At 71.4% G+C, this 24,879-nt stretch carries 25 protein-coding genes; 17 read left to right on the plus strand and 8 right to left on the minus strand.

Annotation, left to right across the window (positions count from 1 at the left end; all coding sequences use genetic code 11):
- Positions 1–92: 92 nt before the first annotated feature.
- From ACWD4O_RS15630 to ACWD4O_RS15640, 3 genes are all read left to right on the plus strand, one after another.
- The gene (locus ACWD4O_RS15630) at positions 93–1,823 is read left to right on the plus strand and encodes an N-acyl-D-amino-acid deacylase family protein (protein ID WP_451280213.1); all 1,731 of its coding nucleotides are present in this window, start codon (positions 93–95) and stop codon (positions 1,821–1,823) included.
- Positions 1,820–3,298: an aldehyde dehydrogenase family protein gene (locus ACWD4O_RS15635; RefSeq protein WP_451280214.1), complete on the plus strand. Its 1,479-nt coding sequence runs from the start codon at positions 1,820–1,822 to the stop codon at positions 3,296–3,298. Before ACWD4O_RS15630 ends, ACWD4O_RS15635 begins: the two co-directional genes overlap by 4 nt.
- Before the next feature lie 193 nt (positions 3,299–3,491).
- On the plus strand, positions 3,492–4,040 hold the full coding sequence (locus tag ACWD4O_RS15640) for a DUF3455 domain-containing protein (protein WP_451280215.1): 549 nt from the start codon (positions 3,492–3,494) through the stop codon (positions 4,038–4,040).
- Positions 4,041–4,150: 110 nt separating this feature from the next.
- Here ACWD4O_RS15640 and ACWD4O_RS15645 read toward each other — a convergent pair whose 3' ends face one another.
- Positions 4,151–4,945 (minus strand): helix-turn-helix domain-containing protein, encoded by a 795-nt coding sequence (locus tag ACWD4O_RS15645; RefSeq protein ID WP_451280216.1) that lies wholly within the window; start codon positions 4,943–4,945, stop codon positions 4,151–4,153.
- A 242-nt stretch (positions 4,946–5,187) separates the two neighbouring features.
- Here ACWD4O_RS15645 and ACWD4O_RS15650 point away from each other — a divergent pair, with 242 nt between their 5' ends.
- Genes ACWD4O_RS15650 through ACWD4O_RS15660 form a run of 3 tightly spaced genes read left to right on the plus strand, consistent with a single transcriptional unit; the run spans position 5,188 to position 7,681 of the window.
- Complete coding sequence (locus ACWD4O_RS15650) at positions 5,188–5,868, plus strand: DUF4097 family beta strand repeat-containing protein (protein WP_451280217.1); 681 nt, start codon at positions 5,188–5,190, stop codon at positions 5,866–5,868.
- Between the two features lie 47 nt (positions 5,869–5,915).
- Complete coding sequence (locus tag ACWD4O_RS15655) at positions 5,916–6,899, plus strand: ATP-binding cassette domain-containing protein (protein WP_451280218.1); 984 nt, start codon at positions 5,916–5,918, stop codon at positions 6,897–6,899.
- Positions 6,896–7,681 carry an ABC transporter permease gene (locus ACWD4O_RS15660; RefSeq protein WP_451280219.1) on the plus strand — a complete coding sequence of 262 codons (786 nt, stop codon included), beginning with the start codon at positions 6,896–6,898 and terminating at the stop codon, positions 7,679–7,681. Before ACWD4O_RS15655 ends, ACWD4O_RS15660 begins: the two co-directional genes overlap by 4 nt.
- A gap of 187 nt (positions 7,682–7,868) precedes the next feature.
- Here the strand turns inward: ACWD4O_RS15660 and ACWD4O_RS15665 are convergent, their stop codons facing one another.
- Positions 7,869–9,062, minus strand: a complete 1,194-nt coding sequence (locus ACWD4O_RS15665; protein ID WP_451280220.1) for a hypothetical protein — start codon at positions 9,060–9,062, stop codon at positions 7,869–7,871.
- Positions 9,063–9,309: 247 nt separating this feature from the next.
- Here ACWD4O_RS15665 and ACWD4O_RS15670 point away from each other — a divergent pair, with 247 nt between their 5' ends.
- Positions 9,310–10,107: an alpha/beta fold hydrolase gene (locus tag ACWD4O_RS15670; RefSeq protein ID WP_451280221.1), complete on the plus strand. Its 798-nt coding sequence runs from the start codon at positions 9,310–9,312 to the stop codon at positions 10,105–10,107.
- Between the two features lie 26 nt (positions 10,108–10,133).
- Here ACWD4O_RS15670 and ACWD4O_RS15675 read toward each other — a convergent pair whose 3' ends face one another.
- Positions 10,134–10,529: a nitroreductase/quinone reductase family protein gene (locus tag ACWD4O_RS15675; RefSeq protein ID WP_451280222.1), complete on the minus strand. Its 396-nt coding sequence runs from the start codon at positions 10,527–10,529 to the stop codon at positions 10,134–10,136.
- A gap of 99 nt (positions 10,530–10,628) precedes the next feature.
- Here ACWD4O_RS15675 and ACWD4O_RS15680 point away from each other — a divergent pair, with 99 nt between their 5' ends.
- Positions 10,629–11,495: an endonuclease/exonuclease/phosphatase family protein gene (locus ACWD4O_RS15680; protein WP_451280223.1), complete on the plus strand. Its 867-nt coding sequence runs from the start codon at positions 10,629–10,631 to the stop codon at positions 11,493–11,495.
- Here the strand turns inward: ACWD4O_RS15680 and ACWD4O_RS15685 are convergent.
- Complete coding sequence (locus tag ACWD4O_RS15685) at positions 11,444–11,914, minus strand: nuclear transport factor 2 family protein (protein ID WP_451280224.1); 471 nt, start codon at positions 11,912–11,914, stop codon at positions 11,444–11,446. The two genes, ACWD4O_RS15680 and ACWD4O_RS15685, sit on opposite strands and share 52 nt — an antisense overlap.
- A gap of 211 nt (positions 11,915–12,125) precedes the next feature.
- On the opposite strand from ACWD4O_RS15685, the gene ACWD4O_RS15690 reads away from it, so the two are divergent.
- Positions 12,126–12,743 (plus strand): ALF repeat-containing protein, encoded by a 618-nt coding sequence (locus ACWD4O_RS15690; protein WP_451280225.1) that lies wholly within the window; start codon positions 12,126–12,128, stop codon positions 12,741–12,743.
- A gap of 1 nt (position 12,744) precedes the next feature.
- On the opposite strand, the gene ACWD4O_RS15695 is transcribed toward ACWD4O_RS15690, so the two are convergent.
- Positions 12,745–12,984 carry a DUF397 domain-containing protein gene (locus tag ACWD4O_RS15695; protein ID WP_451280226.1) on the minus strand — a complete coding sequence of 80 codons (240 nt, stop codon included), beginning with the start codon at positions 12,982–12,984 and terminating at the stop codon, positions 12,745–12,747.
- Between the two features lie 11 nt (positions 12,985–12,995).
- A complete protein-coding gene (locus ACWD4O_RS15700; protein WP_451280227.1) occupies positions 12,996–13,847 on the minus strand; it encodes a helix-turn-helix domain-containing protein in 852 nt (283 codons plus the stop codon).
- A gap of 201 nt (positions 13,848–14,048) precedes the next feature.
- On the opposite strand from ACWD4O_RS15700, the gene ACWD4O_RS15705 reads away from it, so the two are divergent.
- The 4 genes from ACWD4O_RS15705 to ACWD4O_RS15720 all read left to right on the plus strand — a co-directional run bounded on the left by ACWD4O_RS15705 (position 14,049) and on the right by ACWD4O_RS15720 (position 15,918).
- Entirely contained in the window at positions 14,049–14,486 is a 438-nt protein-coding gene (locus ACWD4O_RS15705; RefSeq protein ID WP_451280228.1) for an ATP-binding protein, read from the plus strand.
- Positions 14,483–14,734: a hypothetical protein gene (locus tag ACWD4O_RS15710; protein ID WP_451280229.1), complete on the plus strand. Its 252-nt coding sequence runs from the start codon at positions 14,483–14,485 to the stop codon at positions 14,732–14,734. Before ACWD4O_RS15705 ends, ACWD4O_RS15710 begins: the two co-directional genes overlap by 4 nt.
- 73 nt (positions 14,735–14,807) lie before the next feature.
- On the plus strand, positions 14,808–15,296 hold the full coding sequence (locus tag ACWD4O_RS15715; RefSeq protein WP_451280230.1) for a hypothetical protein: 489 nt from the start codon (positions 14,808–14,810) through the stop codon (positions 15,294–15,296).
- Between the two features lie 7 nt (positions 15,297–15,303).
- Positions 15,304–15,918, plus strand: coding sequence for an ankyrin repeat domain-containing protein (locus tag ACWD4O_RS15720; RefSeq protein ID WP_451280231.1), 615 nt, complete (start codon positions 15,304–15,306; stop codon positions 15,916–15,918).
- Here ACWD4O_RS15720 and ACWD4O_RS15725 read toward each other — a convergent pair.
- Positions 15,893–17,416: a CehA/McbA family metallohydrolase gene (locus tag ACWD4O_RS15725; protein ID WP_451280232.1), complete on the minus strand. Its 1,524-nt coding sequence runs from the start codon at positions 17,414–17,416 to the stop codon at positions 15,893–15,895. The genes ACWD4O_RS15720 and ACWD4O_RS15725 overlap by 26 nt on opposite strands.
- Before the next feature lie 242 nt (positions 17,417–17,658).
- On the opposite strand from ACWD4O_RS15725, the gene ACWD4O_RS15730 reads away from it, so the two are divergent.
- From ACWD4O_RS15730 to ACWD4O_RS15745, 4 genes are all read left to right on the plus strand, one after another.
- Entirely contained in the window at positions 17,659–18,504 is an 846-nt protein-coding gene (locus ACWD4O_RS15730; RefSeq protein ID WP_451280233.1) for an LLM class F420-dependent oxidoreductase, read from the plus strand.
- A gap of 77 nt (positions 18,505–18,581) precedes the next feature.
- Positions 18,582–21,203 (plus strand): bifunctional FO biosynthesis protein CofGH, encoded by a 2,622-nt coding sequence (locus ACWD4O_RS15735; protein ID WP_451280234.1) that lies wholly within the window; start codon positions 18,582–18,584, stop codon positions 21,201–21,203.
- An 88-nt stretch (positions 21,204–21,291) separates the two neighbouring features.
- Positions 21,292–21,879 (plus strand): hypothetical protein, encoded by a 588-nt coding sequence (locus ACWD4O_RS15740; protein ID WP_450949992.1) that lies wholly within the window; start codon positions 21,292–21,294, stop codon positions 21,877–21,879.
- A 238-nt stretch (positions 21,880–22,117) separates the two neighbouring features.
- Complete coding sequence (locus ACWD4O_RS15745) at positions 22,118–23,233, plus strand: ADP-ribosylglycohydrolase family protein (RefSeq protein ID WP_451280235.1); 1,116 nt, start codon at positions 22,118–22,120, stop codon at positions 23,231–23,233.
- A 10-nt stretch (positions 23,234–23,243) separates the two neighbouring features.
- Here the strand turns inward: ACWD4O_RS15745 and ACWD4O_RS15750 are convergent, their stop codons facing one another.
- On the minus strand, positions 23,244–24,803 hold the full coding sequence (locus tag ACWD4O_RS15750; RefSeq protein WP_451280236.1) for a sodium:solute symporter family protein: 1,560 nt from the start codon (positions 24,801–24,803) through the stop codon (positions 23,244–23,246).
- Between the last annotated feature and the right edge of the window lie 76 nt (positions 24,804–24,879).

Genomic DNA, 24,879 nt, shown 5'->3' on the forward strand with positions numbered 1-24,879 from the left:
GCCGTTGCGGGGTGCGGGTGCGTCGTGGCTTGTCGCGCAGTTCCCCGCGCCCCCAAAAAGACCTGATCTCCCCGGAGTCGAGGAGGGGCTGCATGCTCGATCACGTCATCAAGGGCGCGACCGTCGTTGACGGGACCGGTGCGCCCGCCTTTGTCGCCGACGTCGGGATCCGGGACGGGCGGATCGCCGTCGTCGGCTCGGTCACCGAGGAGTCCCGTACGGCCGAGGACGCCGCCGGGCTCGTCCTCGCGCCCGGGTTCGTCGATCCGCATACGCACTACGACGCTCAGCTGTTCTGGGACCCGTATGCGACGCCGTCGCTCAACCACGGTGTGACGACCGTCGCCGCCGGGAACTGCGGGTTCACGCTCGCGCCGCTGAATCCCGCTCGCCCCGAGGACGCCGACTACACCCGGCGGATGATGTCCAAGGTGGAGGGGATGTCCCTGGTCGCGTTGGAGGAGGGGGCGCCCTGGAGCTGGCAGGGGTTCGGGGAGTACCTGGACGCGCTGGAGGGGCGGATCGCCGTCAACGCGGGCTTCATGGTGGGGCATTGCGCGCTGCGGCGGCATGTGATGGGCCCGGACGCGGTGGGCGGGCAGCCCAGTGAGGAGCAACTGGCCGCCATCGTCGGGCTGTTGCACGAGGCCATGGACGCGGGCGCGTGGGGCTTCTCCACCACCCAGTCCTCGACCCACTCCGACGGTGACGGGCAGCCCGTCGCGTCGCGCCACGCGCTCCCGGAGGAACTGCTGGCGATGTCGCGGGCCGTCGGCGAGCACGAGGGCACGCAGATCGAGGCGATCGTCGCGGGCTGTCTGGACCAGTTCAGCGACGCCGAGATCGATCTGTTCGTGGAGATGAGCGCGGCGGCCGGACGTCCGCTGAACTGGAACGTCCTCACGATCGACGCGGCCGTCCCGGAGCGGGTGCCCCGGCAGCTGTTCGCGAGCGAGCGGGCGCGCAAGGCCGGCGGCCGGGTCGTGGCGCTGACCATGCCGATCCTCACGCCGATGAACATGTCCCTGGGCACGTTCTGCGCGCTGAACCTGATCCCGGGGTGGGGGCCGATCCTCGCCCTGCCGGTCCCGGAGCGCATCGAGCGGCTGCGCGACCCGGACGTCCGCGCGGAGATGGTGCGGCGGGGGGAGTCGAAGGAGGCGGGCGTCTTCCGGCGGCTGACGAACTTCGGGCGGTATGTCATCGGCGACACGTACAGCGCGGCGAACGAGGGGCTCACCGGCCGGGTGGTGCGGGACATCGCCGCCGAGCGCGGGCTGGACGCCTTCGCCTGCCTGGTCGAGATCTGCGCGGCCGACGAACTGCGGACGGTGCTGTGGCCGATGCCCACGGACAACGACCCCGACTCCTGGGCGCTGCGGGCGGAGACCTGGCAGCACGAGGACGTTCTGCTCGGCGGCTCCGACGCCGGCGCGCACCTGGACCGCATGTGCGGGGCGCCGTACACCACGCGCTTCCTCGGCGACTGTCTGCGCGGCCGCAGGCTGGCCGGTCTGGAGCAGGCGGTGAAGATGCTCACGGACGATCCGGCGCGGCTCTTCGGTCTGCGGGAGCGGGGGCGCGTCCAGGAGGGCTTCCACGCGGATCTCGTCCTGTTCGACCCGGAGCGGATCGACGCGGGCAAGGCCACCCTGGTGCACGACCTGCCGGGTGACAGTCCGCGGCTGGACTCCAAGGCGATCGGGGTGCGGGCGGTCTGGGTCAACGGCGTGGCGGCCATCCGGGACGACGTCGTGACGGGCGCCGTGCCGGGACGGGTGCTGCGCTCGGGGCGGGACACCAGGACGGTGAGCACCAGGTGAGCGGCGAGGTGACCGAGGGCGAAGTCCCCGACGGGCAGCGGCTGTTCGTGGGCGGGGTCTGGACCGAGCCGGACTGCGGGCACTACGAGGTCGTCGACCCGGCGACCGAGGGGACCGTCGGGTGGGCCCCGGAGGCCTCGCGGGATCAGGTGCGGGCGGCCTGCGCCGCTGCCCGCGAGGCCTTCGGCCCGTGGTCGCGCACCGCGCCCGAGGAGCGGGCGGCGGTGCTCGGCCGGGCCGCGGACATCATCCGCGGCCGGCTGGTGCCGTACGCCGCGCTCGCCCAGGCGGAGACGGGCGCCACGACCGGGACCGCGCGCGGGATGCAGGTCGGGGTGGGCGCGGCCCGCTTCCGGCGCTACGCGCGCGTGGAGCCCGCCGAGTGGCCGGTCCCGCCGCAGATCAACGAGGCCGGCCCGATGGGGAAGGCGGGGGTGATGGGCGCGGTGGCGGTCCGGCAGCCGGTCGGGGTCGTCACCTGCATCACCTCCTACAACAACCCCTGGGCGAACCCGGCCGGGAAGATCGCCCCCGCCCTCGCCATGGGCAACACGGTGGTGGTGAAGCCGGCCCCGCAGGACCCCCTGTCCGTCTACCGGATGGCGGAGGCGCTGGAGGCGGCGGGCGTGCCGCGCGGGGTGGTGAACGTCGTCTCAGGGCGCGCGGTCGAGATCGGTGAGACGGCGGTGTCGTCGCCGGACGTCGACATGGTGAGCTTCACCGGCTCGACGGCCGTCGGACAGCGCATCGCCGAGGTGTGCGGCCGGGACATGAAACGCCAGTTGATGGAGCTGGGCGGGAAGGGCGCGGCGGTCGTCCTGGACGACGCGGACATCGGCTCGGCGGTGGCCGGCATCGGGACGACCTTCTCCTTCTACAGCGGCCAGATCTGCACGGCCCCCACGCGGGTGCTGGCACAGCGCGGGGTGTACGACCGGCTGGTGGAGCAACTGGCCGTGTATGCGGGGCGGTTGATGGTGGGAGATCCGAGGGAGGCGGGCACGGTGGTCGGGCCGGTGATCTCGGGCGCGCACCGGGACCGGGTGGAGTCGTACGTCGAACTGGGCCGGAAGGAAGGCGCGGTGGTCGTCGCGGGCGGCGAACGCCCCTCCCTGGACCAGGGTTTCTACGTCGCCCCGACCCTCCTCGCCGACTGCACGAACGACATGCGGGTGGCCAGGGAGGAGATCTTCGGCCCGGTGGTGACGGTCGTCCCGTTCGACGAGGAGGACGAGGGCGTCGCCCTGGCCAACGACAGCGACTACGGCCTCATCGACTACGTCTGGTCGGCCGACGTGGCCCGCGCCTTCCGCGTGGCACGGCGGCTGCGGGCCGGGGGCGTCGGGATCAACACCGTGGGGCGCAACATGGAGGCCCCGTTCGGCGGGTTCAAGAGAAGCGGCGTCGGCAGGGACGTCGGCTCGTACGCGCTGCACGCGTACAGCGAGGTGCAGGCGATCGTCTGGCCGGGATGACGTGCCCTTTGGAGCCACGAGGCTGTCCCGGGCGTGCAGACAGCGTGGTGCCGGAGGCCCAAAACCGGCCAGTAGCCTCCGAATCGTGCGGGCGGGCACGTAGCGTCCCGACGCGGGAGACACGGACAGCGCATCTGTCCATTCGATGTGTCTACCCCTGAAGGACATTCAGAAAACGTTCTGGAGACCACACTTGAAGCTCGCCAAGCGTCTCGCCCTCACCGCCACGGCCGTCGCCGTCGCGACCGCCGGTACCGTGCTGGCCACGACGGCCGTCGCCGCGCCCGCGCAGTCGTCCGTCACCTCGGTCAAGGCTCCGGCCGCCCTCGCGGTGCCGGACGGCAACCGTCTCACCGGAGTCTTCGACGCCCGCGGCGTCCAGACCTACACCTGCACCGACGGCGTCTGGAAGCTCCTGGAGCCCGCCGCCACCCTGTCGGTCAAGAGAGACCGCGCCCACCGCCCGGTCGCGCTGCACTCCCGCGGCCCGGTCTGGGTGTCCACGGTGGACGGCAGCGCCGTCAACGCCGCGGCCGTCGCCACGTCCCCCAAGACCGGCACCATCCCCGAGCTGCTCCTGAAGTCCACCGCCACGCGTGGCGCGGGCGTCTTCGCGGACGTCAGCTACATCCAGCGCCTCGACACGTCCGGCGGGGTGGCCCCGGCCGCGGCCTGCACGGGCGCCGAGCAGGTCAGCGTGCCGTACTCGGCCACGTACGCGTTCTACAAGCCGGCGAAGTGACCCCAGCCGAGCGGAGCCGAACCGAGCGGTAGACGGTAGGCGGCAGCAACGGCTGAGCCCCCTACGGATCCGAGGACAAGGATCCGTAGGGGGCTCTGTCGTGCCCGGTGCTATGCGTGATGCGGCTTCGACTCGGCAGTGTCGTTCGTATCGTTCGTATCGTCCGTGTCGTCCGCGTCGTCCGTGGTCGTCGTCGCGGGTTTCGTGTGGAGGATGTCGCGGGCCTGTTCCGCGGCGCGGGTGATGCTCTCCGAGACGAAGTCGAGGAAGCGGGCCATGTTCTCGAGGCGGACGGCGGCCGGCGTCTGACGGCCGAGGACGCCGACGCCCTGCCGTGCGGTCTCGGCGACCTGGGCGGTGCCACGGGCGCTGGCCATCATCGAGTCGTACATGATGTTGTCGTCGACGACATAGCGCTCGCGCCGGCGCTCGCTGCGTTCCCGGCGGACCATGCCCTGGCTGTCGAGGAACGCGATCGCCTTGGAGACGGACGCCGGGCTGACCTGCAGACGCTCGGCGAGTTCGGACGCGGTGAGGCTCCCCGAGTCCGTGAGCATGAGGCCGGCCAGCACCCGGGCCATCATCGTGGGCGTGCCCGACGAGATGAACACGTTGGTGAGCACCTCCTCGTACGCGCGCACCGCCTCCGCGTCGCGCCCGTGGGGCTGCGGGGGCGCCTTCGGGTCGCGGGGCGCGGCCTGCTTGCGCCGGTGGGCGCGGTGTTCGGTGGCGCGATGGGCGAGTTCGGCGCGGTAGGCGGTGGGGCCGCCGTTGCGCATCACCTCACGCGTGACCGTCGAGGTCGGACGATCGATGCCTCTGGCGATCTCCGCGTAGGCGTGGCCGTCGGCCAGGCCCAGCGCGATCTGCCGGCGTTCCTGCTGGGTGAGCCTGCCTCCCGGCATCGCGGTCTCCTTCGTGCTCCGTGGTGTCCCGTGGTGCTCCGTGGTGTCGCCCAATATAGCGTTCACTTCCATTTCATTGCAACGCACGGAGTGCGGCTATTGCGTTAGCCGCCAGCACGTTGCAACGAATTATCTGCTCTCACCTGCGTTGATGTTGTTTCTATGCAACGACAGCGTTGCCAACTTCATGAACGCAACGTAGCTTTTTCCTCATCGGAAACAACAAGTCCAAGGAGAGCACGATGCAGAAGTTCGACACCCCCGCCCCGGTCTCCACCGTCCTCGACATCCCCGCGGGACGCATCCGGTTCATCGCCGCCGACCGCTCCGACACCACGGTCGAGGTCCTGCCCGCGAACGCCTCCAAGAGCCGCGACGTGAAGGCGGCGGAGCAGATCACGGTCGCCTACGCGGACGGCGTCCTGCGGATCGAGGCCCCGGCCGCGAAGAACCGGATCCTCGGCTCCTCCGGATCCGTCGAGGTGACCGTCCAACTGCCCGCCGGCTCCCGCGTCGACGCGAAGGCGGCCAGCGCCGAGCTCCGGGGCGTCGGACGGCTCGGCGACGTCGCCTTCGAGGGCGCGTACGGCCCGCAGGACGCGGTCAAGCTCGACGAGGCCGCAAGCGTCCGCCTCACCGCCCTCGCCGGCGACATCTCGGTCGGCCGCCTGAGCGGCCCGGCGGAGATCAGCACCCAGAAGGGCGACCTCCGCATCGCCGAGGCCGCGACCGGCACGCTCACCCTGAGCACCCAGCACGGCGACATCTCGGTCGGCGCGGCCCACGGCGTCTCCGCCTCCCTGGACGCCGGCACCGGCTTCGGCCGGATCCACAACACCCTCAAGAACGCGGACGGCGCCGACGCCGGCCTGACCGTCCACGCCACCACCGGCTACGGCGACATCACCGCCCGCAGCCTCTGACCGCGCCGCCCACCATCGCTGAAGCAGCCTCCGAAGGAGCACCCATCATGACCAGCTTGGCCATCGCGGCGAACGGGCTGCGCAAGTCCTACGGCGACAAGGTCGTGCTCGACGGCATCGACCTGGCCGTGCCCGAGGGAACGGTCTTCTCCCTGCTCGGCCCGAACGGCGCCGGCAAGACCACCGCCGTGAAGATCCTCTCCACGCTCATCACGGCCGACGGCGGGCAGGCCCAGGTCGCGGGCCGCGACCTCGCCGCCGAACCGCAGGCGGTGCGTGCGGCGATCGGCGTCACCGGGCAGTTCTCCGCCGTCGACGGTCTGATCACCGGCGAGGAGAACATGCAGCTCATGGCGGACCTGCACCACCTGCCCCGCGGTGCGGGCCGACGGGCCGCCGCCGAGTTGCTGGAGCGCTTCGACCTCACCGAGGCCGCGAAGAAGCCGGCCGCCGGCTACTCCGGCGGCATGAAGCGCCGCCTGGACATCGCGATGACGCTGGTCGGCGGCCCGCGGATCATCTTCCTCGACGAGCCGACCACGGGACTCGACCCGCGCAGCCGCCACAACATGTGGCAGATCATCCGCGAGCTGGTCTCCGACGGGGTGACGGTGTTCCTCACCACCCAGTACCTGGAGGAGGCCGACCAGCTCGCCGACCGGATCGCCGTGCTCAACGACGGCCGGATCGCCGCCGAGGGCACCGCCGAGGAGCTGAAGCGGATCGTCCCGGGCGGACACGTCCGGCTCCGCTTCACCGACCCGGAGGCCTACCGGTCCGCCGCCTCCGCGCTGGGCGAGGTCACCCGGGACGACGAGGCACTCGCGCTCCAGATCGCCGGCGACGGCAGCCAGCGCGAACTGCGCGTTCTCCTCGACCGGCTGGACACGGCCGGCGTCGAGGCGGACGAACTCACCGTGCACACCCCCGACCTCGACGACGTCTTCTTCGCCCTGACCGGCAGCGCCGACGTCCCCGGCCAGTCCAGCCAGTCCAGCCGGCCCAGCCAGTCCAAGGAGTCTGTCCGATGAGTTCCCTCTCCCTCGCCGTGCGCGACTCGTCCACGATGCTGCGCCGCAACCTGCTGCACGCCCGGCGCTACCCCTCCCTCACCCTGAACCTGCTGCTCACCCCGGTCATGCTGCTCCTGCTCTTCGTCTACATCTTCGGCGACGTGATGAGCGTGGGCATCGGCGGCACGGACCGCTCCGACTACATCGCCTACATCGTCCCGGGCATCCTGATGCTGACCATCGGCGGCACCGTCGTCGGGACCGCGGTGTCCGTCTCCACGGACATGAACGAGGGCATCATCGCCCGCTTCCGCACGATGGCGATCCACCGCGGCTCCGTGCTCATCGGGCACGTCGTCGGCAGCGTGCTGCAGTGCGTCGCTAGCGTGGTCCTCGTCGGCGGCGTCGGGGTGGCCATCGGCTTCCGGTCCACCGACGCCACGCCCCTGGAATGGCTGGCCGCGTTCGGGCTGCTCGTGCTCTTCTCCCTGGCGCTCACCTGGATCGCCGTCGGCATGGGCCTGGCCAGCCCGAACGCCGAGGCCGCCGCCAACAGCGCCCAGCCGCTGATCCTGCTGCCGCTCATCTCCAGCGCCTTCATCCCGGCCGACACCATGCCGGGCTGGTTCCGGCCCATCGCCGAGTACCAGCCCTTCACCCCCGCCATCGAGACCCTGCGCGGACTGCTCCTCGGCACCGAGATCGGCCACAACGGGTGGCTCGCGGTCGCCTGGTGCCTGGGGCTCGCGGTGCTCGGCTACTTCTGGTCGGCCTCGACGTTCAACCGCGACCCGAAGTAAGGCTCTGGCCCACCTGGTTTTCGGGCAGGGTGCCCGGTCCTTCAGGGCCGGATTGAATGCCCGCTCCCGCGCAGCGGGGCAGGGGCAGCCGGATCGCCGTCAGGGCGATCCGGCGTCCTCGTCGCGGCGGACGCCGGCCGTTCGAGTGCCCGTGAAGCTCAGCAAAAGTGGGTTGGAATCCCCCTCTTTAAGAGGGGGAGGATGTCAAACGCTTCCGGAGGAGCTGGTGGAGCAGGAGCGGCAGACCGAGGACGGCGATGACCCACACGTTGAGCATGAGCCGGTCGCCCTGGCTGTCGACGGGGTGCGCGACCTCGGCCGCGATTCCCGTCAGTCCGACGGCCACAACGAGCCAGCCGAGCACGCGGCTGTGCCGGAACAGGCCCCATGTGCCGAGGCCGACAGCAGCGATGAGCCAGGGGCTGCGGACCTGCTCCTGAATCCAGCTGGTCCAGTAGTTGCCGTTCAGCTCGCCCAGCATGGGCCAGGGAGCGGCGACATCGGACTGGGCGAAGTGGTCGGTGAAAGTGTCCTGCAACGTCTCGGCGCTTCCCGGCAGGCTGTAGCGGATGCTCAGCGCACCGATCCCGAGAACCACGGCCGCGTTCAGGGCTGCCATGAGGTACGTGCCCCGATGCCTGGTGCCGGCCACCAGTGCCAGGCACACCGTCGCAGCAGCCGCCAATGCGCCCGCAATGAGCAGGAAGGTCGAGTACTTGACAGCTGTGCCCACCACCATGGACCCGGCGAGCAGGAGCGTTCCTTCGGCAAGGCGACGGTTGAACATCCACCACGCACCCAGCAAGGCGCTCATGGTGAGAGCCAGGACAGGGCCCTCGGTGAGGGGGTATCCGCCCCACCAGCCGATCGGACAGGCGTAGAAGAAGGCCTGGCCGAGCAGGGCGATTCTTGCAGGCGCCCCCACCGCGCGCAGCAGCAGGAAGGCGAAGAGGCCGCCGGCAACGGTGAACAGGACCGAGGTGACGAGCAGTCCCGAACCCGCGCCGAACACGGCGACGAACGGCGCGGCCAGCACCGGGAACCCCGGCCGGACGTCGAATATGCGCTCATAGCGAGGACTGGTCGGCTTCAGCCCGTCCGCCGACGCTGCCATGCAGGCGGAGAAACGCTTCTCTGGCGTGGGGTACGGAGCAGCGTCGTCACGCAGACTCTCCGGCCTCAGCCCGTGGCGACGGGTCTCCCATCGCACCTGGTCGTGGCAGTACGCCTTCAAAGCGGTCCGGTGCGCCTGCTCCGGAGAGTCACCGAGGAGCCGCAGTGCAGCCTTGTTGTAGCGGTAGGCGTCGTTGGCCGGTGCCAGGGTGGGCTTGCCGACGATCTGGAGAACTATGTACGCGATGGCAATCAGCGCGGGGAGCATCCACCGGCGCGACAGTCGTACGCCTTTTCTCCGGCGGGTTCCGGAGGACCCCGCATCGCCTGCTCGTTGCTGAGAAGCGGCGGTGAGGTCATTGAGGCTTGTCACGCGCGGTCACATTACCTTACTAGCACTTTCGTGCGAATCCTCTGCATCTGCGGGCACCCGCGCCCCGCGCGGGCCGCACCCCGTCGGCGTTCCGGCCGCCGCACCATGGCCCCCGTCGCCATGGCAACGTACGGTGACCGGTATGGAACGTATGGTGACGGTCGAGAACGGCGAAATCTGGGCGGCGGAGACGGGGGCCGGCGGCGGCCAGGGCCTACCGGTGGTCCTGCTCCACCCCGGAGTCGGGGACTCCCGGCTCTGGGATCCGGTCCTGCCCCACCTGACCCACCTCCCCCGTCTGATCCGCTACGACGCGCGCGGCTACGGCAACTCGCCCGAGCCCACGACGGGTTACAGCCAGCGCGCGGACCTGCGCGCGATCCTCGACCACTTCGGCGTGGAGCGGGCCGTGCTCGTCGGCTCCAGCATGGGCGGCCGTACGGCGATCGGCATGGCGCTGGACGAGCCCGGCCGAGTCGCCGGACTCGGACTGCTGGTGCCGGGCGTCTCGGGCTACCCCGACGTGGAGGTGCGGGAGGTGACCGAACAGATCGAGACCCTGGCCAAGGCCGGCGACATGGACGGCCTCGTCGCCCTCGGGCTGCGCCTGTGGGGAGGGGCGGGCACACCCCCCGACGCGGAGGCCACCGCCGCCCTGCGCGCGGCGATCCCCGCCTGGTTCACGACCTACGGCCACGAGGCCGAGGAGCCCCCGCTCTTCGACCGCCTCGGCGAGCTGGACCTGCCCTGCGCGTTGCTCCTCGGCGAACGGGACCAGCCCGAAGTGGTGCGCTGCAACGAGGAGATGGCCGCCCACATCCCCGGCTGCGAGCTGCTCCGCCAACCGGACTGCGACCACTTCCCGACGCTGCGCGCACCGCGGGCGGTGGCGGAACTGGTGGCGAGCCTGCACACGCGGGCGGCCAAAGCCCCGGCCTGAGCCGAGGCGCTTCGCCCGATCGGACGTCAGTCGGTGAGATCCACCCGCACGGTGAGCAGCCCCGTCCCCAGCGCCCGTACGGCCGTGCTGTTGGCCTTGGGCAGGGTGCGCAGGCGGGCGACCGGGTCGTCGTCGGGCAGCAGGTGGGCGGTGCCGTGGTGCCACCGCCCGCCGATCCGCACCCGCACCCGCGGATCGGCCTGGATGTTGCGGACGTACTGCGACCGCTCCCCGAACTCCGAGACCAGCCAGAACGAGTCGCCCTCGCGCCGGCCGCCCAGCGGGGTGCGGCGGGGCAGGCCGGAGACCCGGCCGGTGGTCTCCAGGAGCGTGTGGAACGGCAGGCGGCGCATGAGCGGGTTGGCGACATACCGCTGAACGGCGGTGGTCGCGCGGAAACGGAGGTCGGTGGGCCGGGCCATGATCCGTGGGACTCCTTCGCAGACAGAGTTACTGCTGTCGCTGCTGTTGCTTCAATGGTCCCCCGACCCCTTCTGTGCGACGAGAGCGGGTGGCTGCACATGCGCGTGGTGACCTGGAACCTGTGGTGGCGGTTCGGCCCCTGGCGGGAACGTCAGAAGGCGATCCTGTCGGTGTTGCGGGAGCTGCGACCCGATGTGGTCGGCCTCCAGGAGGTGTGGGCGGCCGGCGACGAGAACCTCGCCGAGTGGCTGGCCGGCGAGCTGGGTCTGCACTGCACATGGGCGCCGTCGCCGGCCCCGGAACGCTGGCGGCGCCGTATCGGGGACGACGGGGTCGACATCGGCACCGCGGTGCTGAGCCGCTGGCCGGTGGTGGAGCGCGAGACGCTGCCGCTCCCCACGCCCCCCGACCTGGCCGACGGCCGCATGGCCCTCTACGCGCGCGTGGCCGCCCCCGCCTTCGACGTCCCCGTCTTCACCGCGCACCTCACCTCGGTCACGCACGCGTCGGCGGTGCGCTGTGCCCAGGTGACCGCGCTGGCGGAGTTCGTCGCCCGGCACCGCGCCGACACCCTCTTCCCGCCCGTCGTCACCGGCGACTTCAACGCCTGGCCGGACTCCGACGAGGTGCGCCTCTTCGGCGGGACGAGGACCGCGCCGGCCGTCCCCGGCCAGATCCTCTACGACGCCTGGGACTACGCCGACCCGACCGCCCCCGCGGCCACCTGGACCCCCGAGAACCCCTACGCGGCCCGGGTGTTGGAACCGCCGGCCCGCATCGACTACATCCACGTGGGCCTGCCCGGCCCGGCGGGCGAGGGGCACGTGCGGAAGGTGTGGCGGGCGGGCCACGGCCCTGTCGACGGGGTCTGGCCCTCGGACCACGCGGCGGTGGCGGCGGACCTGGCGGAGGGTCAGTCCGCCACCGAATCGAACGCGCGGGCGACAGCAAGGCTGTCCTCATAGACGTGATGCCGCACGACGAGACCGCTGCCCTGCTCGATCGTGAGATGCAGCGCGAACCGGGCGCGGTAGGCCCGTCCGGTGGAGCGGGCGGTCTGGCGGATCTCGCCGAGCACGACCGCGTCGTCCCCGTCGACGAGGATGCGCTCGATCTCGGTGGCGGCCGCCCCGGGCACGTGGTGCTCGGCGAGCTCGCGGTAGTGGGCGGCGGCGTCGGCACGGGTGGACCGATGCCGGATCCACGGCGTGGCGCTCAGCGGACGACCGTGCTCGGCCGCGGGCCAGTCCAGCTTCCAGTCACCCCGCTCGGCGTACAGCTCCGCGATGCGCTCGGGATCCCCCTCCCCGATCCGCCGCAGCAGTTCCTGCACGGTGGCGCGGGTGGTGGTGCTTGTGGCTGACGACTGCGTGTCCGACGACAAGGTCGATCCCTCCCCATTGGAGCCGCGTCCCGCTGACGCGAAGCGGCCGCCAGTCTGACCGGAACCGCCGGGCCCACGCGATTACCTCCCACGTAAGGCCGCCGAACACCCTTGACATGCAGGGGAGTTGGCCGGGCCGCCGTGATCGAGAATCCGTTGGCGCTCCACGGAGAGGATCTTCACACTGGTGGCACACAACGGAGGGAACCCCATGAACCAGCACCGCACGGCCCTGTTCATAGCGACCATCGCTCTGACGCCGGCCATCCTCTTCACGACCCCGGCGTTCGCCACGACTGGGACGACCACGACGGCAACGAGCGCGACGACCGCGACGACCACGACGACCACGACGGCGACGTCCGATACGCCGGTGGACGAGATGTCGGACGACGACCTCCGCATCGCGGTCCTGCGCATCCTGGCGGACGAGGACAGCGGCAAGGCGGTCGTCCGCGAGGCCAACAAGGCTCTCGACGGCACCGTCGAGGACCTGCGCACGTTCCTGAAGACCGGTTACCGTCTGGCCCAGTTCGAGGACGACCAGGTCGCCGTCTTCCGCATCCTGGGAGACAAGAACTCCGGCAAGGCCGTCCTCCGGGAGGCCGCGAAGGCCCTGGAGATCGGCACCCCGGAGGCCCTGCGCGCCTTCCTGGCGACCGGTTACCGCCTGGCCCAGGCCGAGGACGACCTTGTCGCCGTCTTCCGCATCCTGGCCGACCCGACCATCAGCGACGCCCTCCGAGCGGCAGCCGAGCAGGTCATCGACGGCACGCCGGAAGAACTGCGGTACTTCATCGAGGTCGGCCAGTACGAGGTGAACGGCTAGGTCACGGCGAAGGCCGGCTGAACGCGTCGACCAGGGCGGCGAAGGCGGAGGGGGTGGTGGAGAGGACGGAGCGGGAGGGGTCGGCGGATTCGGTGAGGTGGATGGTGGCGGCGCCGGCGGATATGTGGACGCAGGCGTCGCCTTCTTGGCAGTAGGACGACTTCTGCGCGGTAGCGGCGACATGGAGGCACGAGTCGCCCTGGGCGCAGTAGGACGACTTCTGCCAGGCGTAGGCGGTCATGCGGGGTCCTCTCATAGCTCGGCGGCCAGGTCGTGGATGAAGTCCCGGGTCCGCTCCGGGGCAAGTGCTACGGATTCCATGCGTTGCAGCAGGCTCCGGTACACGTCCAGCTCGGCTTCTGCGTCGACCAGCGCCGGGCCGTGCGACTGGTCCAGCGAGACGGTATCGAGTCGGGGGACCGCGCCATGGATGTGGACGAACGTCTGTCCGGAACCCGGGTAGGCCCCGATGGTGAAGGGGATCACCCGGATCGTGATCCCGTCGCGCTCGCTCTGGGCCAACAGGTGCTGCAACTGGCGCTTGGCCACCACTGTCCCGCCCACGGGTACGCGGAGTGCGGCTTCGTGGATGATCGCCTGGTACGGCACCGGGGTGTCCTGGTCCAGTAGCGCCTGGCGCTGGAGCCGGAAGTTCACCCGGAGCTCGAGATCGCGACGGCTGAACTCGGGCACGGCGTGGTCGAAGATGGCGCGGGCGTGGTCGGCGAGCTGGAGCAGACCGGGGATGTGCGCCGTGTTCGCCGCGTGGAGCCGGGCCGCATTGTGCTCGATCTCCGCCAGGTCGAGCAGCGCGGCGGGGAGCATCTCCCGAAACGTCTCCCACCAGCCGCCCTTCCGTTCCCCGGCCAGATCGATCAGTCCGTCGAGGTAGGCGGCGTCGGAGCACCGGTAAATGCGGGCCAGGGCGCGCAGGCGGTCCGCGCTCACGCCGAATCGGCTGGCCTCGATGTTGCTGAGCTGGGCCTGGCTGACGCCGAGTTGACGCGCCCCCTCGGTGACGGACAGACCCGCCCTCTCACGAAGCCTTCGCAGCTCCGTGCCGAGGCGGAGGCGGCGGGCGCTCGTGGCGGTCCTGGGAGCCATGGGGCAACTCTCCTTGCAAAGCCGCGCATTGGTGTCACCCACACGAGGTAAAACCTCATGCGATTGCCGGAATGGGAAATGTATTAGGTGGCGGGCCGGTAGCTTACTGAACCAGGCGCCCCGCCCGGAAGCGCACCGTGGGACGCCACGGCATCGACACCAGGCACCCGTTCAACTCCCCTCAGTGACCGGAGACTTCCGATGGCCACCGTATCGCCGTCCTGGAACTACACCTTGCACCTTCCCCGTGATCCACGCGCACCGGGCATCGCAAGGGGCGCCCTCAGACTCATCCTCGCCGCCCACGAGGTACCCGACCTCACCCCCACCGCGGAGCTCCTCGCGGCCGAGCTGTTGGCGAACTCGCACCTGCACACCGAGGGCGCGTACGCGCTGCGTCTGATGTCGACACGGCCGGGCGGAGTCCGCGTGGCCGTCTGGGACACGGACCCGCGCGTCCCTCCCGGCTTCAAGGAAGGCCCCCTCGGCACCGCACCCCCGGCGGACGCCGAAACCGGCCGAGGCCTGCACCTCGTACGGGCGTGCGCGGACGACGTCGGAGTATCGGTACTCCGCCACCTGGGCGCATCCAAGGGCGGCAAACTGCTGTGGGCGGACTGCGGGGGCGGAACGAAGTGACGATCACGCCCCTCCCGGAGATCCGAACCGTGGACGACCTACGCAGCGCCCTCAGCCGCTACGGCTTCCCGGGAGACCGGGAGCGGTTCGAGGAGGAGCTGGCGGCGGCCATAGGAGCTTCGCTCACGAACGATTTCGAGGGTGCCGCGGCGGTGGTGCGGGCCTACCGACACCGCATCCTGATCAGGAACTCGCCCGAGGTCATGGCAGCCCTGGAGGACGCGCGCGCCGGTGGAGGCAAGGCGTGAGTGAAGTCCCGTTGGTGGACTGACCGCCGCCCTCGGCCAGAACCACTCGTCCCCCAACGATGTCTGGTAAGGCGTGGCGACCTTACTCTTCCTGGTTCTGACTCTCGCGCCGTTGCTCACCCCGTTCGTCGTCGTGGGCGCTGCCCTCGCGCTCGCTGTGCGGGCCTGGCGGCGGGAGGCGGGCAGCGGGTGGCGGCTGCCGAATGTCCATTCCTGTGTGCTGGTGACGGTCATGGCCGGCGCCGCCGCGCTCGGCGCGTATGCGTGGGGTGTGATGTCCGGCTTCTTCGTCCTGGACCCGGATCAGCTGTGCGCGGCCAAGGGCGCGGCGGGCGAATACATCGAGACGCGGATGTCGCTGCCGGTCAGCGTGCAGTGCGTGACGGAGGAGGGCGTGGGGACCGAGATCGTGCCGGGCTGGGTGAACCCGGTCGTCTTCGGCGGTCTGACGGTCTGTGTGCTCGCCGTCGGGGCGGGAGTCTCCTCGGGGATTCGCCAATACGCCGCCGCCGGTCGTTCCGGTCGTTCCGGTCGTTCCGATCAGCCCGTGACCCCGGGATGATCAACGTATGGACCTTGCCGAGAAGTTGACGCAGGCCGCGTGGGAGGGCGACGCCGGTCTCGTCGCCCGGCTGCTCGACGCGGGCGCCGGCCTGAGCGCCACGAACCGCGAGCACCGGACCGCGCTGGACCTCGCCGTGCACGCGGGGCATGCCGAAGTGGTCCGGGTGCTGCTCGCGGCCGGGGCCCCGCTGGACGGGCCGGCGGGGCCGTACCACGATCTCAACCTGATGTGCCTGGCGGCGATGCTCGGGCGTACCGAGGTCGTCGAGGTGCTGCTCGACGCCGGGGTCCGGGTCGACGAACGCAACCGGAGTGGGCTCGTGCCGGTGGTCGTGGCCGCCGGCGGCGGGCATCAGGCGACCGTGGCGCTGCTCCTGGACCGGGGCGCGGACGTCGACGACCGCCGTATGCGCAACGGCACGACACCCCTGGGCGTCGCGGCCTGGTGCGGGCATGTGGAGGTCGTGCGGCTGCTGCTCGACCGTGGTGCGCAGCCCACGGCACGCGCACTCGCGTCGGCGCGCAGGGCGCTCGAGCACCGTTCGGAGGACCTGGGACCGGACCGGGAGCGGTACGAGCTCGTGATCGATCTGCTCACTCCAGGAACACCGGGTTCGTGAACGCGGCCAGTGCGCCGGGGAGCGGAGGGGCCGTCGCCTCGTGGCGGACCTCCGCCCGTACGTAGGCCGCGTACGACGGCGTCGTACGCCACTCGGCGACCCCCGCGCCCGAGTCCGGCAGCGGGGCGCTCGTGAAGAGCAGGCCCTCGTCCGTCACGAAGCGGATCGTGCAGCGTGGGGCGCCGGTCACCGCGAGGCGGATCGTCACGGGGGCCTCCTTGCCCACTTTCAGGCACTCCCCGATCCCGGCCCGGCGGCCGCGTCCGCCCGTCGCGGTGAAGTCCAGGGCCAGGTGCTGCGACTCGGCCACGTAGGACCGGCCCGCCCGGATGCCCTCCTGGATCGCCTCCCGGGTCAGGTCCTCGGCCAGGACCACCGTCTGGGGGAGTCCGACCACGTCCGGATCCCGGTGGGCGTCGCTGTTGCCGACGGCGGGAAGCCACTGCCGGGTCCCCGGAGGGCCGCCGCCCCGCACCCCCGCCACCAGCATCGCGTCCCAGTCCGCCAGGGCCACCTCGTCGTCGGGCGTGTACGGGCCGTTCCACACCTCCACCGCGTCCGCCTCGCCGAAGCCGAACTTCCAGCCGCAGCCGATGCAGGTCGCGTGCGGATGCGCCGGTACGACCAGGCCGCCGGCCCGTCGGATCTGGCGGGCGAAGCGTCCGAAGCGGTTGTCGCGGGCCCGGTAGCGCCAGTCCACGAACTCCCCGGGATCCGTGCCCAGGGCCAGGACGTGGCCGTTCCTCGTCGTGATCTCCTCGCCCAGCATGACCAGCAGGTCGTCCCCGGCCACGTCCGCCCAATGGGCGTGCCCCGCGTGGGTGTTGTGCTCCGAGGTGTTGACGAAGTCCAGTCCCGCCGCCCGTGCGAGCGCGCCGATCTCGGCGGGCGTGCGGCGGCCGTCGGAGTACCAGGAGTGCAGGTGGCAGTCGCCCCGGTACCAGGCCCGGCCCCGGCCGCGCGCCCGGGACGACGGGTAGGAGGGCCGCGCGACCGGCGCCGGCTCGCCGTACGTCAACGTCACCGTGATCCGGTAGGCCAGGCCCTGCGGCGCCACCGTGTAGGGGCCGAGGGCGATGTGCCAGACGCCCTCGCGGACCGGGCCCGCCACATATCCCGGGGTCGCGTCGTCCGTCCGGATGAAGAACTCGCTGCGGGCGCCTCCCGACCAGCCCCGGAAGCCCTTCCCGCCCAGCTCGGTGCCGCGCTCGTCGAAGACGCCGATGTCGAGCGCATTGCCGGGCGTGCCGGCCGGGACGGAGGGCCGTTCGTAGCTGTACCCGACCCTGAACTCCCGTACTCCCGCCGGGACTTCCACGGGCACGTAGACGAAGTCCGGCGATCCGGTGGGCAGAGTGCCCTGGAGCGTGCGCGTCTCCTGGGCCCCCTCCTCGCGGCCGGCCGCCGCTGCGAAGCTCACGCTTCCCAGTGTGAGCGCGGTGGCGGCCCCCGTCACGAACAGGGCTCTACGGGCGATGGGGTGTGCGTCGTCACACATGCCCGCCAGTTTCTCCGGCCCGTGTGAACTCCCGTGAACGGCAAGGGAATCGGCCCCTGTCGGGATGTCATGTACACAGGCCCGGCGGGTGTCGAACGCCAGCAATGCCGACCAGTCGGTATGGACACTCGCCCCGTCTCCCGGTACAGATGACAACGTCACCCGGGACGACCCCGCGGACGCACCCGCCGACCCACCCGTCCGAAGCCGCCGTACGCAGCGAAAGGCCCCCCATGCCCCCCATGCGCATCGCCGTCACGATCTTCCTCACCGACGAGACGATCACCCCCACCCGCCTCGCCCGTGAGCTGGAGCAGCGCGGGTTCGCCGGGCTCTACCTGCCCGAGCACACGCACATCCCCGTCGAGCGCACGACCCCTTACCCCGCCGGCGGCGACCTGCCCCGCGAGTACGGCCGCACCCTCGACCCCTTCGTCGCCCTCGGCCAGGCGGCGGCCGTCACCCAGACGCTGGGCCTCGGCACCGGCATCACGCTCGTCGCCCAGCACGACCCGATCGACCTGGCCAAGCAGATCGCGACCGTGGACCACCTCTCCGGCGGCCGGCTCACCCTGGGCCTCGGCTACGGCTGGAACGTGGAGGAGGCCGCCGACCACGGCGTCGCGTGGCGTACCCGCCGGGAGCTGGTCCGGGACCGGATGCGGCTGATGCAGGCCCTGTGGGCGGAGGAACCGACGGCGTACGACGGCGAGTACGGAAGCGTCCGGGCCAGTTCCGCCCACCCCAAGCCCGTGCAGAAGCCGCGCGGCCCGGTCACCGGCCCCCGCACCCTCATCGGCGGCGCCGCGGGCCCGAAGCTGTTCTCGCACATCTGCGAGTACGCCGACGGCTGGCTGCCGATCGGCGGCCGCGGGCTGTCGGAGTCCCTCCCGGCCCTGCGCGCCGCGTGGGCGGACGCCGGGCGGGAGCCGGAAGCGCTCCAGGTCGTGCCGTACGCCGTCCAGCCGTCCCCCGGCAAGCTCGCGCACTACGCGGAGTTGGGCATCGAGGAGACCGTCGTGCAGCTGCCGCCGGCCGGGGAGGCCGAGGTGCTGCGGGTACTCGACGACCTCGCCCGATTCCAGTGACACCGTGTAACGGTGTCCGGGAGGGACGAATCGGACGTCCCCATCGGCCCTGATCAGCCCGAACGTATGCTCAAAGGATGACGACCTCCGCGACCTCCGGAACCGGACCCACCGGCCCCACCGAGCGCCCCGGCGCCACCGGTCCGACCGAGAACTCCATGCGTCGTGCCCTCAAACGCGCTCGGGACGGCGTCGCCCTCGACGTCGGCGAGGCGGCCGTCCTGCTGCAGGCGCGCGGCGAGGCGCTGCGCGATCTCGCCGCGTCGGCCGCCCGGGTGCGGGACGCCGGACTGGAGGCCGCCGGCCGTCCCGGGGTCATCACCTACTCGAAGAGCGTCTTCATCCCCCTCACGCGGCTGTGCCGGGACAAGTGCCACTACTGCACGTTCGTCACCGTCCCCGGCAAGCTGCGCCGCGCGGGCCACGGGATGTTCATGTCTCCCGACGAGGTGCTCGACATCGCCCGGCGCGGCGCGGCCCTCGGCTGCAAGGAAGCCCTCATCACCCTCGGCGACAAGCCCGAGGAGCGCTGGCCGGAGGCCAGGGAGTGGCTCGACGCGCACGGCTACGACGACACCATCGCCTACGTCCGCGCCATCTCCATCCGCATCCTCGAGGAGACGGGACTGCTCCCGCACCTCAACCCGGGCGTCATGACCTGGACGGACTTCCAGCGGCTGAAGCCCGTGGCGCCCAGCATGGGCATGATGCTGGAGACCACCGCCACCCGCCTGTGGTCGGAGCCCGGCGGCCCCCACCACGGCTCCCCGGACAAGGAGCCCGCCGTCCGGCTGCGCGTCCTGGAGGACGCCGGCCGCTCCTCCGTCCCGTTCACCTCCGGGATCCTGATCGGCATCGGCGAGACGTTCGAGGAGCGGGCCGACTCCCTCTTCGCGCTGCGGAAGATCTCCCGCGCCTACCACGGCGTCCAGGAGCTGATCATCCAGAACTTCCGCGCCAAGCCGGACACCGCGATGCGCGGCATGCCGGACGCGGAACTCGACGAGCTGGTCGCCACGGTGGCCGTCGCCCGCCACATCATGGGCCCGGCCGCCAACATCCAGGCCCCGCCCAACCTGGTGGACAGCGAGTACGAGCGGCTGATCGGCGCGGGCATCGACGACTGGGGCGGGGTCTCGCCGCTGACCATCGACCACGTCAACCCCGAGCGTCCCTGGCCGCAGATCGAGGAACTCACCGAACGCTCCAGGGCCGCCGGCTTCGAACTGCGCGAACGGCTCTGCGCCTACCCGGAGTTCGTCCGGCGCGGCGAGCCCTGGCTGGACCCGCGGCTGCTGCCGCACGTGCGCGCGCTGGCCGACCCCGAGACGGGCCTCGCCCTGCCGGACGCCGTCGTCGAGGGCCGTCCGTGGCAGGAGCCGGAGGAGGTCTTCGTCGCGTCCGGCCGCACCGAGCTGCACCGCACCATCGACACCGACGGCCGCACCTCCGACCGCCGCGACGACTTCGACGAGGTGTACGGCGACTGGGGCGCCCTGCGCGAGGCCGCCGCCCCCGGCATGGCGCCCGAGCGCATCGACACCGACGTCCGCCAGGCCCTGGCGACCGCCGCCGACGATCCGACGAAGCTCACCGACGCCGAGGCCCTCGCCCTTCTGCACGCCGACGGCCCGGCCCTCGACGCCCTCACCCGCATCGCCGACGACGTCCGCCGCGCGGCGGTCGGCGACGACGTCACCTACATCGTCACGCGGAACATCAACTTCACCAACGTCTGCTACACCGGCTGCCGGTTCTGCGCCTTCGCCCAGCGCCGCACCGACGCCGACGCCTACACGCTCTCCCTCGACCAGGTCGCCGACCGCGCCCAGCAGGCCTGGGAACTGGGCGCGGTGGAGGTCTGCATGCAGGGCGGCATCCACCCCGACCTGCCCGGCACGGCCTACTTCGACATCGCCCGCGCCGTGAAGGCCCGCGTCCCCGGGATGCATGTGCACGCCTTCTCGCCGATGGAGGTCGTCAACGGCGCGACCCGCACCGGCCTGTCGATCCGCGAGTGGCTGACGGCGGCGAAGGAGGCCGGGCTCGACTCCATCCCCGGCACCGCGGCCGAGATCCTCGACGACGAGGTCCGCTGGGTCCTGACCAAGGGCAAGCTGCCGACGGCGACCTGGATCGAGGTCGTCACGACGGCCCACGAGGTCGGGATCCGGTCGTCCTCGACCATGATGTACGGCCATGTCGACCAGCCGCGGCACTGGCTGGGCCACCTGCGCACCCTCGCCCGCATCCAGCAGCAGACCGGCGGTTTCACGGAGTTCGTCACGCTCCCCTTCATCCACACCAACGCGCCGGTGTATCTGGCCGGCATCTCCCGGCCCGGCCCGACGATGCGCGACAACCGTGCCGTCACGGCGATGGCCCGTCTCCTCCTCCACCCGTACATCCCCAACATCCAGACGAGCTGGGTGAAACTGGGCACGGAGGGCGCGGCGGAGATGCTCCGCTCGGGGGCGAACGACCTGGGCGGCACGCTGATGGAAGAGACGATCTCGCGGATGGCGGGCTCGTCGTACGGCTCCTACAAGTCCGTCAAGGACCTGATCGCCGTCGCGGAAGCGGCCGGCCGTCCGGCGAAGCCCCGGACCACGCTCTACGGCGAGGTGCCGGAGGAACGGCAGCGGGCGGCGACGGCCTCGGACGGCCACCTGCCGGAACTGCTCCCGGTACTGGACTGAGAACCCGCTGCGGAACCGTGGGACAGCCGCCTCACAGTACGATGATCGGACCCCTCCTGACCGAGGGGTCCCGTAGCTGAGGAGATGCGTGCCCGTGCCTGCCCGACGGCTTCCCTCCTGGGCCTGGGTCACCGGCCTGACGGCCGGCGCGATCGCCGTGGTCGTCGCCCTGACGGCACAGGCCGAGAAGGGCCCGCACCCCACGGCGTCCGCGGCCGACCGCCCGAAGACCTCGGCCTCGGCCGACGCGAAGCCCTCGGCCACACCGAAGCCGTCGGCGACCCCCAAGGCGGCCCAGGTGCCCGACAGCTCGGGCACCGGCCGCCGGATCGTCTACTCCCTGGGACAGCACCGGCTCTGGCTGGTCGACGCGGACGACACCGCCCGCCGCACCTTCACCGTCTGGCCCGGCACGGTCGACCCGGTCGTCGGCAGCTACACGGTGTCGCTCCGCAAGGACGCCATCACGGGCTCCGACGGCGTGGCCATCGAGCACGTCGTCTACTTCTCCGCCGTGTCGGGCGTCAACATCGCGTTCTCCAACGCCGTCGACGGCTCCTCCCCGCCCCCGGCCGCCGCCGGCGCGCAGACCGGCGGCATCCGGATGGCCAAGGCGGACGGCACCGCGCTGTGGGCCTTCGGCGAGACGGGAACGAAGGTCAGGGTCGTCGAGTAGGCGCTCCGCGAGGCGCTCCGCTGGAAGTGCCGAGATGCGCCGTCGTTCGCTGCGGCGCCGTCGTGGCTTGTCGCGCAGTTCCTCGCGCCCCTTAAGGTGCTGCCGCACCGCAGCCGACTTCGCCCCACGAGGTCTCCTCCACCCCTCCACAGGACGGCCCCTGCACCAGGCGGCGACAGAGCGGTGTTCGATTACAGTGACGAGCGTCGTACGTACGGACGGTGCCCGGGAGGACTTGGTGGGTGCGACTGCCGGGCCCGTCTGGGGCCGTACCGAACAGCAGGACTTCCGCAGCCGGGTGCGCGGCACGCTGCTGGGCGCAGCCGTCGGGGACGCGCTGGGGGCGCCCGTCGACGGGCTGGGCATCGAGAAGATCCGGCAGGCGCACGGCCCCGAGGGCGTCGTGGACCTGGCCCCCGCCTACGGGCGGCGCGGCGCGATCACCCACCTCACCCAGCTCACCCTCTTCACCGTGGACGGCCTGATCCGGGCCCAGGTCCGCCGTGACACCGGCGCCTGGCATCCGCCGACGGATCTGCACCGGGCGTATCTGAGATGGGCGGCGACCCAGCGCGACTGGGGCCCCGACCTGCGCCGCAAGGACGACGGCTGGCTCGCTCACGAGGAGTGGCTGTACGCCCGCCGCGATCCCACCCGGACCCTGCTCCTGGGCCTGGGCGACGATCGCATGGGCACCCTGGACGCGCCCAAGAGCCCCGGCGCGGCCGGGCCGGAGGTCGTCCCGCGCTCGGTGCCGTTCGGGCTGCTCGTCGGCTGGGAGCCGCAGCTCGTCGCGCAGTTGGCGGTGGAGTGCGCGGCGCAGACCCACGGCCACCCCACGGCGTACTTCTCGGCGGGCGCGTACGCGGTCACCGTGCACGCACTGGCCCGCGGCGAGAGCCTGGACGGCGGGGTGCAACGGGCACTCGCCCATCTGGCGGCCCGCCCGGGCCACGAGCCGGTGTCGGAGGCCCTCCAGCGGGCGCTGGGCGCGGTGCGTCAGGGGCTGCCGGGCCCGGCGCGGGTGGAGGAGCTGGCGGGATCGGGCACCGCGGAGGCGGTCCTCGCCGCGGCCGTCTACTGCGCCCTGGTGGCGGAGGACGTCCGCCACGGCCTGCGCCTCGCCGTGAACCACGGCGCCCCCTCGGGCCCGACCGCGGCCCTGGCCGGCGGCCTCCTCGGCGCCCTGCACGGCGAAACGGCCCTCCCGCCGGCCTGGCTGGCCGAACTGGAGGGCCGTCCCACGATCCTGGAGCTGGCCGACGACTTCGCCATGGAGATGACCCAGGGCCCGGCCCTCCACAACCCGGCGTCCGCCTCCCCGGGCTGGCTGGCCAGATATCCCCGAGGCTAGTTTTTGACGGTCAGTCCTTCACGGGTACGGCGTCCCGCGGTGCCGGGATCGCCGCCGCCGCGCCCGACGAGTCGTCGTCCGTGTTGATCGTCTCGATGATCGCGAGGCGCTCCGGGGTGTCTTCCGGCTTCAGGAAGCCGACGAGGATGTAGAGGACCAGGGACACGGCCAGCGGGATCGAGACCTGGTACTGGAGCGGGACCCCGCCGTCGACGTTCCAGTTGATCGGGTAGTTGACCAGCCAGAAGGCGAACAGGCCCATCGACCAGCTGACCAGCGCGGCGGTCGGGCCGGAGCGGCGGAACGGGCGCAGCAGGCCGAGCATCATCGGGATCGCCATCGGGCCCATCAGACCGGCCACCCACTTGATGACGACCGTGATGATGTCCTTGAAGGCGGGGGAGTTGACCTGCGTGGCCGCCGCCATGGACAGGCCGAGGAAGACGACGGTCGTGATCCGGGCCGCGATCAGTCCCGAACGCGCGTCCCACGCCCGCGCCCTGGCCGAGAGCACGGGTGCGCAGTCCCGGGTGAAGACGGCCGCGATGGCGTTGGCGTCGGAGGAGCACATGGCCATGGTGTGCGAGAAGAACCCGACGATGACCAGGCCCAACAGTCCGTGCGGCAGCAGCTGTTCGGTCATCAGGCCGTAACTGTCGGAGCCGTCCGGCTTCTGCGCGGTGACCAGCAGCGGGGACATCCACATGGGGAAGAAGAGGACGACCGGCCAGATCAGCCACAGCGCCGCGGACAGCCGGGCCGACCGCTCGGCCTCCTTCGGGGTGGCCGTGGCCATGTACCGCTGGGCCTGGTTGAGCATGCCGCCGTTGTACTCGAAGAGCTTGATGAAGAGGAACGCGAGCAGGAACACCGTGCCGTACGGGCCGACCAGCGGCTCGCCGTGGCCCTGCAGTGCCGGTTCGTCCCAGGCGCCGAAGAACCCGATGCCCTTGTCGTTCAGCTTCATGACGACGGCGACGAACATCGCGACACCGGCCAGCAACTGGATGACGAACTGGCCGAGTTCGGTCAGCGCGTCCGCCCACAGGCCGCCGATCGTGCAGTAGACGGCCGTGATCGCGCCGGTGATGAGGATGCCCTGGTTGAGGGAGATGCCGGTGAAGACGGACAACAGGGTGGCGATCGCCGCCCACTTGGCGCCGACGTCCACGATCTTCAGCAGCATGCCGGACCAGGCCAGCGCCTGCTGGGTCTTGAGGTCGTAGCGGTTCTTCAGGTACTCCAGCGGGGAAGCCACATGGAGTCGGGACCGCAGTCGGTTGATGCGTGGCGCGAACAGCCTCGAGCCGATGGCGATGCCGAGGGCGATGGGGAAGGACCAGGTGACGAACGAGGTGACGCCGTAGGTGTAGGCGATGCCCGCGTAGCCGGTGAACATCACCGCGCTGTAGCCCGACATGTGGTGCGAGATGCCGGACAGCCACCAGGGCATCTTGCCGCCGGCGGTGAAGAAGTCGCTGACGTTGTCGACGCGTTTGTGCGACCAGACGCCGATGGCGACCATGACGCCGAAATAGCCGATGAGCACGGCCCAGTCGAGACCGTTCATGTGCGCCCTCCCAGGGTTCAGCCCGGCGCTCATCGTGGGCGCTACCGCGTGGACACGACAAGTAACCGTCGGGTCA

The sequence above is a fragment of the Streptomyces sp. NPDC002623 genome (assembly GCF_053592635.1).